Origin of the sequence: Streptococcus sp. 2018WUSS126 (genome assembly GCF_044427425.1) — a bacterium.
In the GTDB taxonomy this organism is placed as follows: Bacteria; Bacillota; Bacilli; order Lactobacillales; family Streptococcaceae; genus Streptococcus; species Streptococcus hashimotonensis.
The window spans coordinates 145,590-162,682 of the sequence record NZ_JAOTGB010000001.1; the positions used below are offsets into that span (position 1 = coordinate 145,590).

13 protein-coding genes are annotated in these 17,093 nt (G+C 42.0%); all 13 read left to right on the forward strand.

Going from position 1 to position 17,093, the window contains the following annotated elements; all coding sequences use genetic code 11:
* Positions 1-138 precede the first annotated feature (138 nt).
* Positions 139-2,583, forward strand: a complete 2,445-nt coding sequence (locus tag ODU34_RS00785; protein ID WP_105179188.1) for a glycyl radical protein — start codon at positions 139-141, stop codon at positions 2,581-2,583.
* A 14-nt stretch (positions 2,584-2,597) separates the two neighbouring features.
* Positions 2,598-3,266 carry a fructose-6-phosphate aldolase gene (locus ODU34_RS00790; RefSeq protein WP_105179187.1) on the forward strand — a complete coding sequence of 223 codons (669 nt, stop codon included), beginning with the start codon at positions 2,598-2,600 and terminating at the stop codon, positions 3,264-3,266.
* A 31-nt stretch (positions 3,267-3,297) separates the two neighbouring features.
* Entirely contained in the window at positions 3,298-4,254 is a 957-nt protein-coding gene (locus ODU34_RS00795; RefSeq protein ID WP_105179186.1) for a glycerol dehydrogenase, read from the forward strand.
* A gap of 120 nt (positions 4,255-4,374) precedes the next feature.
* Entirely contained in the window at positions 4,375-5,469 is a 1,095-nt protein-coding gene (locus tag ODU34_RS00800) for a glycerol dehydrogenase (protein ID WP_024384405.1), read from the forward strand.
* Positions 5,470-5,636: 167 nt separating this feature from the next.
* Positions 5,637-6,713: an aspartate-semialdehyde dehydrogenase gene (locus ODU34_RS00805; protein ID WP_105179185.1), complete on the forward strand. Its 1,077-nt coding sequence runs from the start codon at positions 5,637-5,639 to the stop codon at positions 6,711-6,713.
* A 72-nt stretch (positions 6,714-6,785) separates the two neighbouring features.
* Positions 6,786-7,721, forward strand: coding sequence for a 4-hydroxy-tetrahydrodipicolinate synthase (gene dapA, locus ODU34_RS00810; RefSeq protein WP_024400438.1), 936 nt, complete (start codon positions 6,786-6,788; stop codon positions 7,719-7,721).
* Between the two features lie 453 nt (positions 7,722-8,174).
* On the forward strand, positions 8,175-9,527 hold the full coding sequence (locus tag ODU34_RS00815; protein WP_105179184.1) for an FAD-dependent oxidoreductase: 1,353 nt from the start codon (positions 8,175-8,177) through the stop codon (positions 9,525-9,527).
* On the forward strand, positions 9,517-10,980 hold the full coding sequence (locus ODU34_RS00820; RefSeq protein ID WP_136647169.1) for a helix-turn-helix domain-containing protein: 1,464 nt from the start codon (positions 9,517-9,519) through the stop codon (positions 10,978-10,980). The genes ODU34_RS00815 and ODU34_RS00820 overlap by 11 nt, the downstream gene beginning before the upstream one ends.
* Positions 10,981-11,209: 229 nt before the next feature.
* Entirely contained in the window at positions 11,210-12,724 is a 1,515-nt protein-coding gene (gene glpK / locus ODU34_RS00825) for a glycerol kinase GlpK (RefSeq protein ID WP_136647170.1), read from the forward strand.
* A gap of 75 nt (positions 12,725-12,799) precedes the next feature.
* Positions 12,800-14,629: a type 1 glycerol-3-phosphate oxidase gene (glpO, locus tag ODU34_RS00830; RefSeq protein ID WP_105179181.1), complete on the forward strand. Its 1,830-nt coding sequence runs from the start codon at positions 12,800-12,802 to the stop codon at positions 14,627-14,629.
* A 13-nt stretch (positions 14,630-14,642) separates the two neighbouring features.
* Positions 14,643-15,350, forward strand: a complete 708-nt coding sequence (locus ODU34_RS00835; RefSeq protein WP_105179180.1) for an MIP/aquaporin family protein — start codon at positions 14,643-14,645, stop codon at positions 15,348-15,350.
* Positions 15,351-15,481: 131 nt separating this feature from the next.
* Complete coding sequence (locus tag ODU34_RS00840; RefSeq protein WP_105179179.1) at positions 15,482-16,450, forward strand: VOC family protein; 969 nt, start codon at positions 15,482-15,484, stop codon at positions 16,448-16,450.
* Positions 16,451-16,487: 37 nt separating this feature from the next.
* Positions 16,488-17,090 (forward strand): alpha/beta hydrolase, encoded by a 603-nt coding sequence (locus ODU34_RS00845; RefSeq protein ID WP_192874244.1) that lies wholly within the window; start codon positions 16,488-16,490, stop codon positions 17,088-17,090.
* The last annotated feature ends 3 nt before the right edge of the window (positions 17,091-17,093 follow it).

Here is a 17,093-nt window from a genome sequence, read left to right on the forward strand (position 1 = left end):
ACAAAAGAGTTGCACAAATGTGCAGATGGCTTCGGAAATCTTAGCTCTCACTAGCATCAATTGACAATAACCCCTATTACAGGATATACTTAATTTACAAACGAAACAAAATTAAGTTTCGAAAGAAAGGGTGAAACTATGAAAACAGTGACTGAAGTAGCTGGCACTAGCATTAAAACTGAGTATTTTGGAAGTCTGACAGATCGGATGAACAAATACAGAGAAGATGTCCTTGATAAGAAGCCCTATATTGACGCGGAACGGGCTGTTTTAGCAACAAAAGCCTATCAAGAACATAGAGAAAAGCCCAATGTATTAAAAAGGGCCTATATGCTCAAAGAAATATTGGAGAACATGACGCTTTATATTGAAGAAGAAAGTCTGATTGCAGGTAACCAAGCTTCTTCAAATAAAGATGCTCCCATCTTCCCAGAATATACCTTAGAGTTTGTATTGAATGAATTGGATTTATTCGAAAAACGGGACGGGGATGTCTTCTATATTACCGAGGAAACCAAGGAGCAGTTGCGCAGCATCGCTCCATTCTGGGAAAAGAACAATCTTCGTTCACGTGCAGGTGTCTTGCTTCCAGAAGAAGTTCAAGTTTATATGGAAACTGGCTTCTTTGGTATGGAAGGTAAGATGAACTCTGGCGATGCCCACTTGGCTGTCAATTACCAAAAGGTATTGGAACAAGGTTTGCGTGGTTTTGAGGATCGAGTTCGTGAAGCAAAGGCTAATCTCGATTTGACGGATCCTGCAAGTATTGATAAATATCATTTCTATGATTCAATCTTTATCATCATTGATGCGGTGAAAGCATACGCAGATCGTTTTGTCGCCTTGGCTACTGAATTGGCAGAGAAAGCTCCAACCGCTCAACGCCGTCAAGAACTACTGGAGATTGCACGGATTTGTGCGAAGGTGCCGTATGAACCTGCTGAAACATTTGCAGAGGCAGTGCAATCTGTCTGGTTTATCCAGTGTATCTTGCAAATCGAGTCAAATGGACATTCTCTATCCTATGGACGTTTCGACCAATACATGTATCCGTATGTGAAAGCTGATTTAGAAGCAGGACGTGAAACGGAAGACAGCATCGTCGAACGCTTGACTAACTTGTGGATTAAGACCATTACTATCAACAAGGTTCGTAGTCAATCACATACCTTCTCATCTGCTGGTAGTCCCCTATACCAAAATGTAACCATTGGTGGACAAACACGTGATAAGAAGGATGCTGTCAATCCACTTTCTTACTTAGTATTGAAATCTGTTGCCCAAACACACCTGCCACAGCCAAACTTGACTGTTCGCTATCATGCAGGCCTAGATGCTAAATTCATGAATGAATGTATTGAAGTCATGAAACTTGGTTTTGGTATGCCCGCCTTCAACAACGATGAAATTATCATTCCATCCTTTATAGAGAAAGGTGTCTTGGAAGAAGATGCCTATGACTACAGTGCGATTGGCTGTGTAGAAACGGCTGTTCCTGGTAAATGGGGATACCGTTGTACAGGTATGAGCTATATGAACTTCCCGAAAGTTTTATTGATTACCATGAATGATGGTATCGATCCTGCATCAGGTAAACGGTTTGCACCAGCCTTTGGTCACTTCAAAGATATGAAATCCTTTGAAGAGCTTGAAACGGCATGGGAAAAGACACTTCGTCATCTAACACGGATGAGTGTTATCGTTGAAAATGCAATTGACATTGCTTTAGAAAGAGAAGTACCAGACATTCTCTGCTCGGCTCTGACAGATGACTGTATCGGTCGTGGCAAGCACCTGAAAGAAGGCGGAGCGATTTACGATTACATTTCTGGTCTGCAGGTTGGCATTGCCAATTTATCTGATTCTCTAGCAGCAATCAAAAAATTAGTCTTTGAAGAAGGACGATTGACTCCAGAAGAATTGTGGCATGCTTTGGAAACAGACTATGCTGGGGAGCGTGGTAAAGAAATCCAGGAAATGTTGATTGAAGATGCACCAAAATATGGTAACGATGATGATTATGCAGACCAATTGGTAACAGCAGCGTATGATATTTATATCGATGAGATTGCCAAATATCCAAATACTCGCTTTGGTCGTGGTCCGATTGGTGGTATCCGTTATTCAGGTACATCATCCATTTCAGCAAACGTTGGACAAGGGCGTGGTACCTTGGCAACTCCAGATGGTCGAAATGCAGGTACACCGTTGGCAGAAGGTTGTTCTCCATCACATAATATGGATAAAAATGGACCGACATCCGTTTTGAAATCAGTTGCCAAATTACCAACGCATGAAATTGTTGGAGGCGTTCTGCTCAATCAGAAGGTCAATCCACAAACACTTGCCAAAGAAGAAGACAAACAAAAATTAATTGCCCTCTTGCGGACATTCTTTAACCGCTTGCATGGCTATCATATTCAGTACAATGTTGTCTCTCGAGAAACCTTGATTGATGCACAACTACATCCTGAAAAACACCGTGATTTGATTGTCCGTGTAGCAGGTTATTCAGCATTCTTCAATGTATTGTCGAGAGCAACACAAGACGACATCATTGGTCGTACAGAACATACATTGTAAAAGAGGTTATTATTATGGAATTCATGCTGGACACCTTAAATATAGAGGAAATACGAAAATGGGCTGAGGTTTTACCCCTTGCGGGGGTGACCTCAAACCCAACGATTGCGAAGAAAGAAGGTGACATTGACTTTTTTGAACGTTTGCACCTTATCCGTGACATCATCGGTCCAAATGCTTCACTACATGTGCAAGTTGTGGCAAAGGATTATGAAGGGATTTTGGCAGACGCTAAAAAAATTCGTGAATTGGCACCGAAAAATGTCTATATTAAGGTTCCGGTAACGCCTGCTGGTTTGGCTGCTATGAAAACATTGAAAGCGCAAGGCTATCAGATTACAGCAACAGCGATTTATACCGTTTTTCAGGGCTTGCTAGCTATTGAAGCGGGTGCAGATTACTTGGCACCATACTACAATCGTATGGCCAATCTGAATATTGATTCGAATGCGGTCATCGCTCAGTTATCAGAAGCAATTGACAGGGAGTGTTCGGAAAGTAAAATTTTAGCGGCGTCATTCAAAAATGTGGATCAAGTGAACCAAGCATTTGCAAATGGGGCGCAGGCTATTACGGCAGGTGCAGATGTATTTGAAGCAGCCTTTTCTATGCCATCCATTGAAAAGGCGGTAAATGATTTTGCAGATGATTGGTCTGCCATTCATGGAAGATATACTATCTAAACAGTTCTATATAATAAAATAAGGGGGCACTATGAAACAATTCTCAGGTCTTTCACGCACTATCCAAGGAAATCATCTTTTAGACACTTGTGCGATTGACATTTTGAAAATAGGTCATCGCCCCCTTGTTTTATGTGCAAAACAGGAGTATAATACGACTGTAGAAAACTTTGTGAAAGTCTTAACTTGTCACGGACTCATTGTTAAAATAGCCTATATAGAGGAGTGGGACCAGAACTTGGTTGAAGAATGTGGGGAAGTTGGTTTCCGACATTGTGCAGACCATATTATTGGCATTGGTAATAGTTCTGTGGCAGCTTGTACAAAGTCTGTTGCGGATTTACTAGACTTGCCAGCCGTTCTTATACCGACTTCACCGTTTACCACTCTGCCTCGGCTATCGGTGGAAAATATGAAAAGAGAGCGACCATTGTTTAATGAGTCCATCCAGCTAATTATCGCGGATAGGGACCAATTATTGACACAACCTACCACGGAGTTGATGAATGGAGTGGTCAATACTCTTCTTTATCTAGCAGCCATAAAAGAAGTAAAAAGAAATCATCTATTCAGTCTGATAGATGATATTCTTATCAGAGGTTTTGAGAGCGTTTTATTTAATAATAGCCTTCAAGCTATAGAGGATTTTGAAGCCCGGATATTATCAAAAGAAGTACAAGATGTCTTAGAAGTTCTTTCTACTTGTGTAACATTAGACCTACCTAGTGATGCTTGGGACGTGATTCAACAAATAGAATCAAAGCTCAGCGAAAGAAGAGAGGATTTAGTGGATGAGCCATTGAAACGAAATCTTGTCCTCTATTTGCTTTTGATCTATTTGACTCAGGAATCAGAAGAATTTCAAGCCAGGCTGAAGTGGTGTCAACAGTTGCTTTTGTCTGCTAACTCTAGCAATCTATTGTCGCTGGAGGTAGTTTTCAAGGAAATTGCACTAGAGATGGGAGAAGATTGCTCGACACGTTGCTAGTAGGCATCGCTGTACAATGGCAATATTTAAAATGCGGGCTCATACCTCTTGCTTTCGGCAATGCTAACTGTCGTTTATTACTCAATATAACACTATCTATTATTTCAAGGAGGAATTCTTATGAAAGTATTTGCAAGTCCATCTCGCTATATTCAAGGTAAACATGTCCTTTTTCAAGGTGCAGAAGCTATCGGAAAATTGGGAACAAAGCCTTTAATTCTTTGTGATGATTTAGTATATGGGATTGTCGGTGAGAAGTTTTTGTCCTATCTCGTTGAAGAAGGGATGCAAGTCCATCGTGTTGCCTTTAATGGAGAAGCATCTGACAAGGAAATCCAGCGCGTCGTAGAAATCGGAAAAGAACAAGCTAGTGACGTCGTAATCGGTCTAGGTGGTGGCAAGACGATTGACTCAGCCAAGGCGATTGCTGATTTACTAGGGGTACCAGTCGTCATTGCTCCAACCATTGCTTCAACAGATGCTCCGACATCTGCTTTATCTGTCATTTATTCTGAAGAAGGGGCGTTTGAACGCTATATTTTCTATAAGAAAAATCCAGATCTTGTCTTGGTAGATACAGCGATTATTTGTCAAGCACCGCCACGTCTTTTGGCTTCTGGCATTGCGGATGGCTTGGCGACGTGGGTAGAAGCGCGTGCTATTTTACAAAGCAATGGAACAACAATGGCAGGAGGAGGTCAGACGCTTGCTGGTATCGCTATTGCACAAGCCTGTGAACAAACACTCTTTGAATACGGACTTCAAGCCATGGCCAGCTGTGAAGCCAAGGTTGTGACAGCTGCTTTAGAAAATATTGTTGAAGCAAATACCTTGCTAAGTGGTTTAGGCTTTGAAAGTGCAGGTTTGGCTGCGGCGCATGCGATACACAATGGATTTACCGCCTTGGAGGGAGACATTCACCATTTGACACATGGTGAAAAAGTGGCTTATGGGACCTTGACCCAGCTCTTCTTGGAAAACCGTCCGAAAGAAGAATTGGAAAAATACATCCGTTTCTATCAAGCCTTGAATCTTCCAACAACTTTGGAGGAGTTACATTTGGCTGATGCTAGTTATGAAGATCTATTGAAAGTCGGCCAACAAGCGACGATTGAAGGAGAAACAATTCACGGTATGCCATTTGCTATTTCAGCAGAAGATGTAGCAGAAGCTCTGATGGCTGTTGACTACTATGTTCGCTCATTAGATAAATAAGAAGAGCATTCACAGTTGAGCATGTCCATCTAAACTTGGAATAGAGGTTCGAAGTAATTGCCTTGGGAAATTCTTTCTCAGGGCTTTTCATTTGAAAAAATTATGATATAATTGTTAAATATAAAATATTTAGAAAATTTTGAAGAATTGACTTAAAGGAGATTTCTATGGCCTATGTAGTAGCTGTTGTTGGTGCCACTGGTGCAGTCGGTGCCCAAATGATTAAAATGTTGGAAGAGTCAACATTTCCAATCGAGAAAGTACGTTTCTTGGCTTCTGCTCGTTCAGCAGGCAAGACCTTGCAGTTTAAGGGACAGGATATTGTCATTGAAGAAACAACAGAAACAGCCTTTGAAGGAGTGGACATTGCCCTCTTCTCAGCTGGTGGCTCTACATCTGCCAAGTATGCTCCTTACGCAGTAAAAGCAGGAGCTGTAGTAGTTGACAATACCTCTTACTTCCGTCAAAATCCAGATGTGCCTTTGGTTGTTCCTGAGGTGAATGCTCACGCGCTTGATGCCCACAATGGTATCATTGCTTGTCCAAACTGTTCAACTATTCAAATGATGGTTGCCTTGGAACCTGTTCGTCAGAAATGGGGCTTGGAGCGGATCATCGTATCTACTTATCAGGCAGTTTCTGGAGCTGGTATGGGAGCTATCTTGGAAACGCAAGCTCAATTGCGTGCAGTCTTGAATGATGGTGTTGAGCCAAAAGCTGTAGAAGCAAACATTCTTCCTTCTGGAGGCGATAAGAAGCACTACCCAATCGGTTTCAATGCGATTCCGCAAATCGACCTCTTCACTGAAAATGACTACACTTATGAAGAGATGAAGATGACAAAAGAGACTAAGAAAATCATGGAAGATGACAGTATTGCTGTTTCTGCAACCTGCGTCCGTATTCCAGTCTTGTCAGCTCACTCTGAGTCTGTTTACATCGAAACTAAAGAAATTGCACCGATTGAAGAAGTGAAGGCAGCTATTGCATCCTTCCCAGGAGCAGTTTTAGAAGATGATGTGGCTAATCAAATTTATCCGCAAGCGATTAATGCTGTTGGTAGCCGTGATACCTTTGTTGGTCGTATCCGTAAAGATTTGGATAAGGAAAACGGTATTCACATGTGGGTTGTTTCTGACAACTTGCTCAAAGGTGCTGCATGGAACTCTGTTCAAATCGCTGAAACCCTTCATGAGCGTGGTCTAGTTCGTCCAACGGTAGACTTGAAATTTGAATTGAAATAATTTCATTAACCAAAAGTACACAAAAGGCTGCACTCAGCCTTTTTTAGCAACAATCAGTAAGAGAGGAAGCCTATGTCTATTCAAGATTTACGTGATGTAAAAATTATTACAGCAATGATTACCCCTTTCAAAGAAGATGGCTCGATTAATTTTGAAGTTTTACCCGAGTTGATTGAGCATCTGTTGTCCCATCACACAGAAGGGATTTTATTAGCAGGAACAACTGCCGAAAGTCCAACCCTGACACACGAAGAAGAACTGGAACTATTTGGTGCTGTGCAAAAAATTGTCAACGGTCGTGTTCCCTTGATTGCAGGTATTGGTACAAACGATACGCGCGACTCAATTGAGTTTGCCAAAGAAGTGGCGGCATTCGGCGGCTTTGCGGCAGGTCTTGCCATTGTGCCTTACTACAACAAACCCTCTCAAGAGGGAATGTATCAACACTTCAAGGCTATTGCGGATGCCTCTGATTTGCCAATCATTATCTACAATATCCCAGGTCGTGTCGTGGTTGAAATGACGCCAGAAACCATGTTACGTTTGGCTGAGCATCCAAACATCATCGGTGTTAAAGAGTGTACAAGCCTTGCCAACATGGCTTACCTAATTGAGCATAGACCTGATGACTTCTTGATTTATACAGGTGAGGATGGCGATGCTTTCCATGCAATGAACTTGGGAGCAGATGGTGTGATTTCTGTTGCATCTCACACGAATGGTGATGAGATGTATGAAATGTTTACAGCCATCGAACAACAAGATATTCGAACAGCAGCTGCTATTCAACGCAAATTCATTCCGAAAGTCAATGCCCTCTTCTCATATCCAAGTCCTGCACCAGTTAAGGCAGTTCTCAACTATCTTGGATTTGAAGTTGGTCCACTCCGCTTGCCGTTGGTTCCATGCCCAGAAGAAGATGCCAAACGCATTATCAAAGTAGTCGTTGACGGCGACTACGAAGCAACTAAAGCGACTGTGACAGGAGTCGTACGACCAGATTATTAAAACAGTCAGGGAAGTGACTGTTTTAACCCGAGCCTGAAAATACGAAAGCGAGGCTTGTTCGGGGAACTGTTTCAGCAGGTCACCAAGAAATACGAAAGTGACCACAGAAGACCCGAGCTCAAAAAACCGAAAGCGAGGACAGTCTACGGATAGACTGTTTTAACCCGAGCCTGAAAATATGAAAGCGAGGCTTGTTCGGGGGATACGAGTAGACCGGTGGTCTATTCGTACCTGAGCTTGAAAATAAAAAAGCGAAGTATTTTAACGTGAGTTAGAGCATAAAGAGTGAGGAATTTGGAAAACGATTAACCAAGTGGAGCTTCTTGTCCTCTTCGTCGGTTTATTTAATTTTACACAAGCACATCGGTTATCTGGTGTGCTTTTCCAGTTGCAAGCCTTTTCATTTTTTTGGCATTCTTGATATAATAACTAAAAACGATAAAAGGATTAAGTATGAATATTGTTATTATAGGCGCCTCCTTTGCTGGTTTAAGCGCAGCTTTGGAATGTCGAAAATTGTATCAAAATGCTCATATAACGCTAATTGATAGAGAAAAAGATGTGGCTTACTTTCCAAATACCTTGAATTGGAAAGTGGCAGGAAAAATTGCTGGTTGGGAAGAAGCGAAGATTTCTTTGTTCAGTGAGGTGCAGCATGCAGCTATTTCTTGTCTTTTTGAAACAGAATGTCTCGCAGTTTATCCCGAAATGCGAAAGGTAAAGATACGGCATCATCAAGATATAGGTGATATTATTTATGACCGACTAATATTGGCTATGGGAGCTAGTCAGACATGGGAATGGGGAACGGAAGACCTTCAAGACTATCTAATTCGTTCAAAAACGCTATCTCAAGCACAAGCTAGTCTAGAGAAATTGACAGATGCAAAAACAGTTGCAGTGATTGGGGCAGGACAGATTGGTTTGGAAAGCTTGGATGCACTTAGCCAGTTGGATTTGAATTTGCATGTGTTTGAAGCGCAAGATTCGCTCCTTGCAAAGTACGTTGATGAGGATATGATTGCGCCGATTCGTCAAGAGATAGAAAAAAGAGGAATCCAACTTCATTTATCCGAAACAGTCAATCAGATAACGATTGATACTCAGGAAGAACAGCTGGTTTGTCATACAGTCACAGGTAACTATCAAGCTGATTTAGTCTTACCATCCACCAATTTGACGCCCAATATTCAGCTAGTGAAAGATAGGCTAAAAGTGACTGCAGAAGGGACTGTATGGGTGGATGAGTTTCTTGAAACAAGCCAAGAGAATATTTTTGCTGTAGGTGATTTGGTTAGTCTCCCAGTAGATTATTTTGGACAGGCATATCTTCCAATGATTCATCATGCGATTATGACAGGGAGGATGGCTGCTCGAAATTTGCAAAAGAGGATTGCTCCTATTAAGAGAGTCCAGCGGATTGTTTCTAGTCATGTATTTGGTTATTATATAACTAGCCTTGGCTTGACCGAGAGCGAAGCGAGCTTGTGGTTAGAGAGTAAATCAATTCGGATTAAAAGGCCATATAGCCAGTGGGAACCAACTTTAGTAGATTTCAAACTAATTGTCGAAGAAACGAGTGGACGCATCATAGGGGGACAACTCGTTTCTACTGCAGATTATATTGAGCAGATGGATGTACTGTCTCTTGCGATTTCAAAGGATTTGACCGTCTTTGACTTGGTAGAACATTCTTGGCTCTGTCTTCCTGGAAATACTCCTCTGGTTCCCTTCATCGTAGAGGCCGCTCAAGAGTATATTCGGCAATTTTATCAGGTTGATGGGGAGGGTGTCTATGCGGATTGATTCCTTATTGGAAAAGCGTGAGCGCGCCATTTATCAGCTTCTCCTCTACTTAGAAGATAGGAAAGAGGCACCATCACTAAAAGATATTTGTTACTATTTAGAATTGTCAAAATCAACTCTTCTTCGCTATATTGTATCTTTCAATGAAGAAGCAGAAGTAACCGACTTGGAACTCTCTTTTCAACTCGAAGATGAAAAGGTCTTTTTGAAGAAAAAGGCCAGTTTGAGTCTTCATCGTATCCTAGCCTATCTCTGTCAAACCAGTACCAAATATCAAATTATTGTTTATTTATCTGATAAGGAAGAGGTCTCTATTCAACAGCTGGCTCAAGAATTGCTGATAAGCGAAGCGACTCTGAATCGCCATCTTGCTTCTTTGAACCAGATATTGGCAGAATTTGGTATTGGAATCAAAAGCGGTCGTCTAAAAGGTAGTGAGCATCAAATACGGTACTTTTTACATCAAATGTTGAGCTTGACTACTAGGAGAGCGGAATTACAAGAAGAGTTTGTGCTTGGGAAACTAGAGGCCTTATTGCCGGTTTTCGAACGCTTCTATCAATCGCCGCTCAATCCCAAGCAAGCCCATCGTCTTTTATTGTGGTTAATGATTTCACAGCAACGCTCTCGATTGCGACAGCTAGATTTTAAGCCCCTTTATAAATTGATGGAACCCTATCAAGAACATAAGTTTTACCGACGTTTGAGAAAGATGTATTTTACACTAAGTCAGCAACAATCCACCTCTTTTCAAGAAGGGGAGATTATGGCGTTGTTTGCTTTCCTGTTTAGTCATTTCATTTTAGCGCCACATCAATTAGAGCAGGTTCTTGGTTTCGGTGGGCCGATTATGGAAGCTACCTCTTTGGCTCTTCAGAAATTACGGTTATACTTTGAGGAAAATTTACCAGTCTCAGAAGAAGCGCTCTATCATTTGAACCAAATTATGAGCCAGCTATACTTCTTTTATTCTTCCGTTGAACTGGAAGAAGTAGAAGCTTCTAGTTTTTATCCAGAAGCAGAAGACTTGCTAAAAGACGTCTATAAATCAGTTTTTCATAGAAAAGTCGATAAAGAAATAAGGAACTCTTATCTGACAAATATTGCGGATTTGTATATTTATTTTGGTCAGGTCCAGCCTATACAGGTCAAGGTTGCTTTTGCTTCTTCCCTACATGAGGTTCTATCCTATCCTCTCTTGTTGCAACTAAGGGAGAAGTTAGAAGGCAATCGTCAGGTTCTTATTGAGCCCTATCAAGCAGGGTATGACTATGATTTGATCATTACAGATTACCTCGAAAATACAAGCCTTCCAATTTATTGCCTAGGAAATCGATTGAAAATCCAAGACATTGTACAATTAAAGGCATGGATACAGGATATATACCATCAAAAGTCCTGTCAATCAGAGATTATGGCGACCAAAACTTCTTTTCCTATCGAGCATCGCTAGACAATGTCAGATAGTCTTTGTGAAAAATGTAAGTGCATTTAACCTTGAAAAATTTATTTTATAAACTCTGATAACAGTTGATAGAATCATCTTTCTAGCCACTGCTTATCAGATTTTTTTATCTTTTTGAAAAAAATGATAGGAAAAATTCACAAGAATGGGTTAGAATAGAATTACCAAGAAAACGGAAGCGTTTTCAAAAAAAGATAAACAAACAGGAGGGAGACCTATGTCTACTGAAAAATACATCATGGCCATTGACCAAGGAACTACAAGTTCACGTGCCATTATCTTCAATAAAAAAGGTGAAAAAGTTGGCAGTTACCAAAAAGAGTTTACGCAAATTTTTCCTAAACCAGGTTGGGTTGAACACAACGCCAATGAAATTTGGAATTCTGTTCAGTCTGTGATTGCAGGGTCCTTTATCGAAAGCGGTGTTCGTCCTGATCAGATTGAAGGAATTGGTATTACCAACCAGCGTGAAACAACCGTTGTCTGGGATAAGGAAACAGGTCTTCCAATTTACAATGCCGTTGTCTGGCAATCTCGGCAAACAGCTCATATTGCTGACCAGCTGAAAGCGGATGGTCATGCAGACATGATTCATAAAAAGACTGGACTTGTAGTCGACGCCTACTTCTCAGCAACCAAAGTTCGTTGGATTTTGGACCAAGTTCCTGGAGCGCAGGAACGTGCTGAAAAAGGTGAGATTCTGTTTGGAACCATTGATACTTGGTTGGTATGGAAATTGACCGATGGGAAATGCCATGTGACGGATTATTCAAATGCAGCTCGTACCATGCTCTACAACATTGAAGAGTTGAAATGGGATGATGAAATTTTATCTCTTCTCAATATTCCAAAAGCCATGTTGCCAGAAGTGCGTTCAAACTCTGAAGTTTATGGAAAGACAGCTCCATTCCATTTCTATGGCGCAGAAGTGCCAATCTCAGGTATGGCAGGAGACCAACAGGCAGCACTCTTTGGACAATTGGCATTTGAGCCTGGTATGGTGAAAAATACTTACGGAACTGGTTCCTTCATTGTGATGAACACTGGTGAAGACATGCAGCTATCTGAAAATAGCCTTTTGACTACCATCGGTTATGGAATCAACGGAAAAGTTTACTATGCTCTTGAAGGTTCAATCTTTATCGCGGGTTCTGCGGTTCAATGGCTCCGTGACAGCATGCGAATGGTGACTACATCACCTGAGTCAGAAGAGCTTGCTCGTAAGTCTACCAGCAATGATGAAGTCTATGTTGTTCCAGCCTTTACAGGACTTGGAGCTCCGTATTGGAACTCAGATGCACGTGGTTCAGTCTTTGGTCTCACTCGTGGTACAACAAAAGAAGACTTCGTCAAAGCAACGCTTCAATCCATTGCCTACCAAGTTCGTGATGTTATTGATACCATGCAATTGGATACAGGTATTGATATTTCTGTCTTGAAGGTTGACGGTGGTGCAGCAATGAACAGCCTCCTCATGCAATTCCAAGCAGATATTTTGGGCATTGAAATCGCACGCGCTCAAAACCTTGAAACTACAGCTCTTGGAGCAGCATTCTTAGCAGGTTTAGCAGTTGGTTTCTGGAAAGATTTGGATGAATTGAAAGAACTCAACGCTGTCGGCCAATCCTTCCAACCAACCATGAACGAAGCTCGTAAGGAACAACTTTACAAGGGATGGAAAAAAGCTGTCGCAGCAACTCAACTATTTGCAGAAGTGGATGAGGAGCAATAAAGGACTTGTTAGCTAGGGGAATGGATTTTTTCTTCTAGCTAGACAATTCTATTAGAATGTTAGGAAGTGAATCGTATGGAATTTTCAAAAGAAACAAGACGCTTAGCTATTGAGCGAATGCAGGATCGTCAACTTGACCTCTTGATTATTGGGGGTGGTATTACAGGTGCTGGTGTGGCTTTACAGGCAGCAGCAAGTGGTATGGAAACAGCTTTGATTGAAATGCAAGACTTTGCAGAAGGAACTTCAAGTCGCTCAACAAAATTGGTCCACGGTGGTCTTCGCTACCTCAAACAATTTGATGTGGAAGTGGTATCGGATACCGTATCTGAACGCGCAGTAGTACAAAATATTGCCCCACATATTCCAAAGCCAGACCCAATGTTGCTTCCAGTCTATGATGAGCCAGGTTCTACCTTTAGTCTCTTTCGCTTGAAAGTGGCTATGGACCTGTATGATCTCTTGGCTGGCGTCAACAATACCGATATGGCCAATAAGGTTTTGACCAAAGAAGAAGTGCTGGAACGCGAACCAAACTTGAAGCAAGAAGGCTTGATTGGTGGCGGTGTCTACCTCGACTTCCGCAATAATGATGCACGCTTGGTAATTGAAAATATTAAACGTGCAGCTAAAGACGGTGCCTTGATTGCCAGCCGCGTCAAAGCTGAGAAATTCATCAAAGATGAGGCTGGAAAAGTTGTCGGTATCGTCGCTCGTGACTTACTGACAGATAGCACCTTTGAAATTCGTGCACGTTTGGTTATCAATACAACAGGACCGTGGAGTGATGAAGTCCGTAATCTGGGTGGCGAAGGCTCAGGTGTCCTTCAAATGCGTCCAACCAAGGGTGTGCACTTGGTGGTAGACAGTTCTCGCTTGTCTGTGCCACAGCCGACTTATTTTGATACTGGTCACGCAGATGGTCGCATGGTCTTTGTCCTTCCACGTGAAAATAAAACCTACTTTGGTACGACAGATACAGACTACACTGGCGATTTGGCGAATCCGATGGTAACCCAAGAAGACGTTGACTACCTACTCGATATTGTCAACAATCGCTTCCCAGAAGCAAACTTGACCTTGGATGATATTGAGAGCGGTTGGGCAGGTCTTCGTCCCCTCTTGTCTGGAAATGGTGCTTCTGACTACAATGGTGGAAACAACGGAAAACTCAGCGATGATAGCTTCAATAGCTTGATTGAAACGGTCAAAGGCTACTTGAACAATGAAAAGACTCGTGACGATGTGGAGCAAGATTTGACACATTTGGAAGGCAGTGTTTCTGAAAAACACTTGGATCCTTCGGCAGTATCACGTGGCTCTGCCCTTGATCGTGATGACAATGGTTTGCTGACCCTTGCAGGTGGTAAAATCACGGACTTCCGTAAGATGGCCGAAGGAGCAATGGAAAAGGTTGCAGACATCCTTAAAGAAGAATATGGTCGCAGCTTCAAACTCATCAATTCTAAAACCTACCCAGTCTCTGGTGGTGAATTGAACCCAGCTAACGTTGCAGAAGAAATCGAACATCTTGCTCAACTAGGTGTGAAGAAAGGTCTTGTCTATGATGATGCACTTTACTTGGCAAACTTGTACGGCTCAAATGCACCAAAAGTCTTTGCCTTGAACCATAAGGTAGAAGCCGTTTCTGACTTGAACAAGCGTGACTTGCTTTCCCTTCACTATGCTATGAAGGAAGAAATGACCTTGACTGCAGTTGACTATCTTCTCCGTCGTACCAACTACATGCTCTTTATGCGTGAGCAGTTGGATGCAGTAGCACCAGACATTTTGAAAGAAATGGCAGCTTACTATGCTTGGTCAGAAGAAGAAGTTGCTCAACAGGAACAATTGTTGGCTGATACGCTTGTTAAGAATGATTTGACCTATTTGAAAGAAAAATAGAAAGAGGTGCATGATGACAAATGAATTAATCGGTGAAGTATTGGGAACCGCCTTACTAGTCTTACTAGGTAATGGTGTGGTAGCAGGAGTAGTACTAGATAAGAGTAAGGCCAAGGATGCTGGTTGGATTGTAATCACAATTGGTTGGGGTCTGGCAGTAGCCATGGCAGCTTTTGTGAGTGGTTTATTGGGACCTGCCCACCTCAACCCAGCTGTATCAATTGCAATGGCTTTCGCAGGAAATCTCCCATGGGCTTCTGTAGTCCCTTACATTCTTGCCCAATTCCTCGGAGCCTTTATCGGAAGTATCTTGGTATACCTCATGTACAAAGATCACTACGATGCAACAGAAGACACTGGTGCTATATTGGCAACTTTCTCTACTGGACCTGCCATCCGCAACCTTGTTTCCAATACAACTAGCGAAGCTATCGGAACCTTTGTTTTGGTCTTGGGATTACTGGCTTTCGGTCAGTATGATTTTCCAACAGGTCTTGGCACTTTAATCGTCGGCGGTTTGATTGTTTCCCTCGGAGTTTCTCTTGGTGGTCCAACAGGATATGCCCTAAACCCTGCGCGTGACCTTGGTCCTCGTATCATGCATGCCATCCTTCCATTGAAGCACAAGGGAGATTCGGATTGGAGTTATGCTTGGGTACCAGTAGTTGGTCCCATCATCGGAGGCTTGCTTGCGGCTCTCCTATATGGTCTCATATTTTAAGAAATATCCTTCTCTAATCAGCGATGGTTAGGGAAGTTTTTTATTACTTGGCTGTCAATCGTGAGCAAAAGATTGTAATCTATCAATAATTAGTGATAAAATAACCTTATCATAATCAGTGAGGTCATCTTATGAACAATACAGGTATTCATCACATTTCAAGCTTGGTTGGAAATATTCATCAAGCCTATCATTTTTATCATCATATTCTCGGATTAAAATTGACATTGAAAACTGTCAATCAAGAAGATTCAAGCATGTATCATCTCTTTTTCGGTGATGATGAGGGTCGCTATGGAACGGAATTTACCATTTTTGATATGCCCAATCATCCTAGTCATCGATCTGGCAGCAATCGTTTGGAACGAACTGTTTTTCTGGTTAAAGATTTTACTGCCTTGGAATTTTGGCAGAAAAGATTGACAGAGTTTGAAGTGGAAAACGAAGGAATTCAGGCCTTTGGAAATGGACATATTTTAAATTTCCAAGATGAAGATGGGCAGTTGCTTGGCTTGACCTATCATGACTCAATTGGAGAAATGTTTCCGTATGAAACAGATGAAATTCCGTCGGAATACGCCATTCTTGGTATTGCCAGTCTTCATATGCGAATTCGTGAAGAAAAGGCATTGTTAGATTTGCTGACCGAAACCTTTGGATTTGTCGAGGAAAGCCGATTTGTCTTTGAAGATAAGATGGTGATTTCGCTGCTCTTTGACAACACCTTCCAACATCGACTTTATTTGATTCTTGACCAAGAGTCGCCAATCAGCGTGATGGGAGTCGGGGCCATTCATCATATCGCGTTTGGTGTCTTAGATGAGTCCGACTTGGAAGACCTGATTAGTCGCTTAAATCTCATCAATCGTCCCCATTCTGGAATTATCAATCGAGATTTCATGCATTCCCTGTACTTCCGAGCGCCCAATTATCTCATGTTTGAGGTCGCGACCATGGCTGGCGAAAGAGAGGCTGCCATGCCAAGACAAGATAAGCTGCTAGATAATGTTGAACTGTTCTTGCCAAGTTTCTTTGAAGAGGACAGACTGGAAATCGAAAAAAATCTCTCCCAACGTTATAGTCTTTCAGGTTGCTTTTAGTACTCGCTCCAAATGACGATATTAGGAGAAATGAAGTATGGATTATTACTTTATCAAAGGGACCAGTCCCCGTCTCTTGGTCTTTTTCCACGGTACAGGCGGCAATAAGGAATCTATGATTTTTCTTCGCCAACAGCTGGACCCTAAAGCCTCTGTTCTTTCTTGCAATGGAAGTTGGGGTCAAGGCAGGGAAAGGCGTTTCTTTGCACCTCTCATTGACGGTCAGCTGGATCTTGTCGATTTTGAAAAGCGCTTGTCGGCTTTTCTGGATTTTTTGCAGGACTTAGCCATTCAGCCCTACCAACAGATTACCTTCGTTGGCTTTTCAAACGGTGCCAACTTCATCATGGGTTTGTTGACCAAACAGTCAAACCTGGCGGACAATTATATCTTGCTCCACCCTTCGGCTTTAGATTATGCGTTTCCTATGCAAAATAGCAGAGCAGAGATTTTGTTTACACTGGGGCAGAATGACCCATATGTCGACCCAGTCGCACTTGAAAATCTTGTAGATGACTGGCAAGAGTCAGCCTTTCCCAGAGCCAACCTAGCTCGTTTTGACAAAGGACATTTTCTAAGCCAGGACGAATTGACCTTTGTGGGAAAATGGTACCAAGAAAGAACAGACAAAAAGGCCTGAACC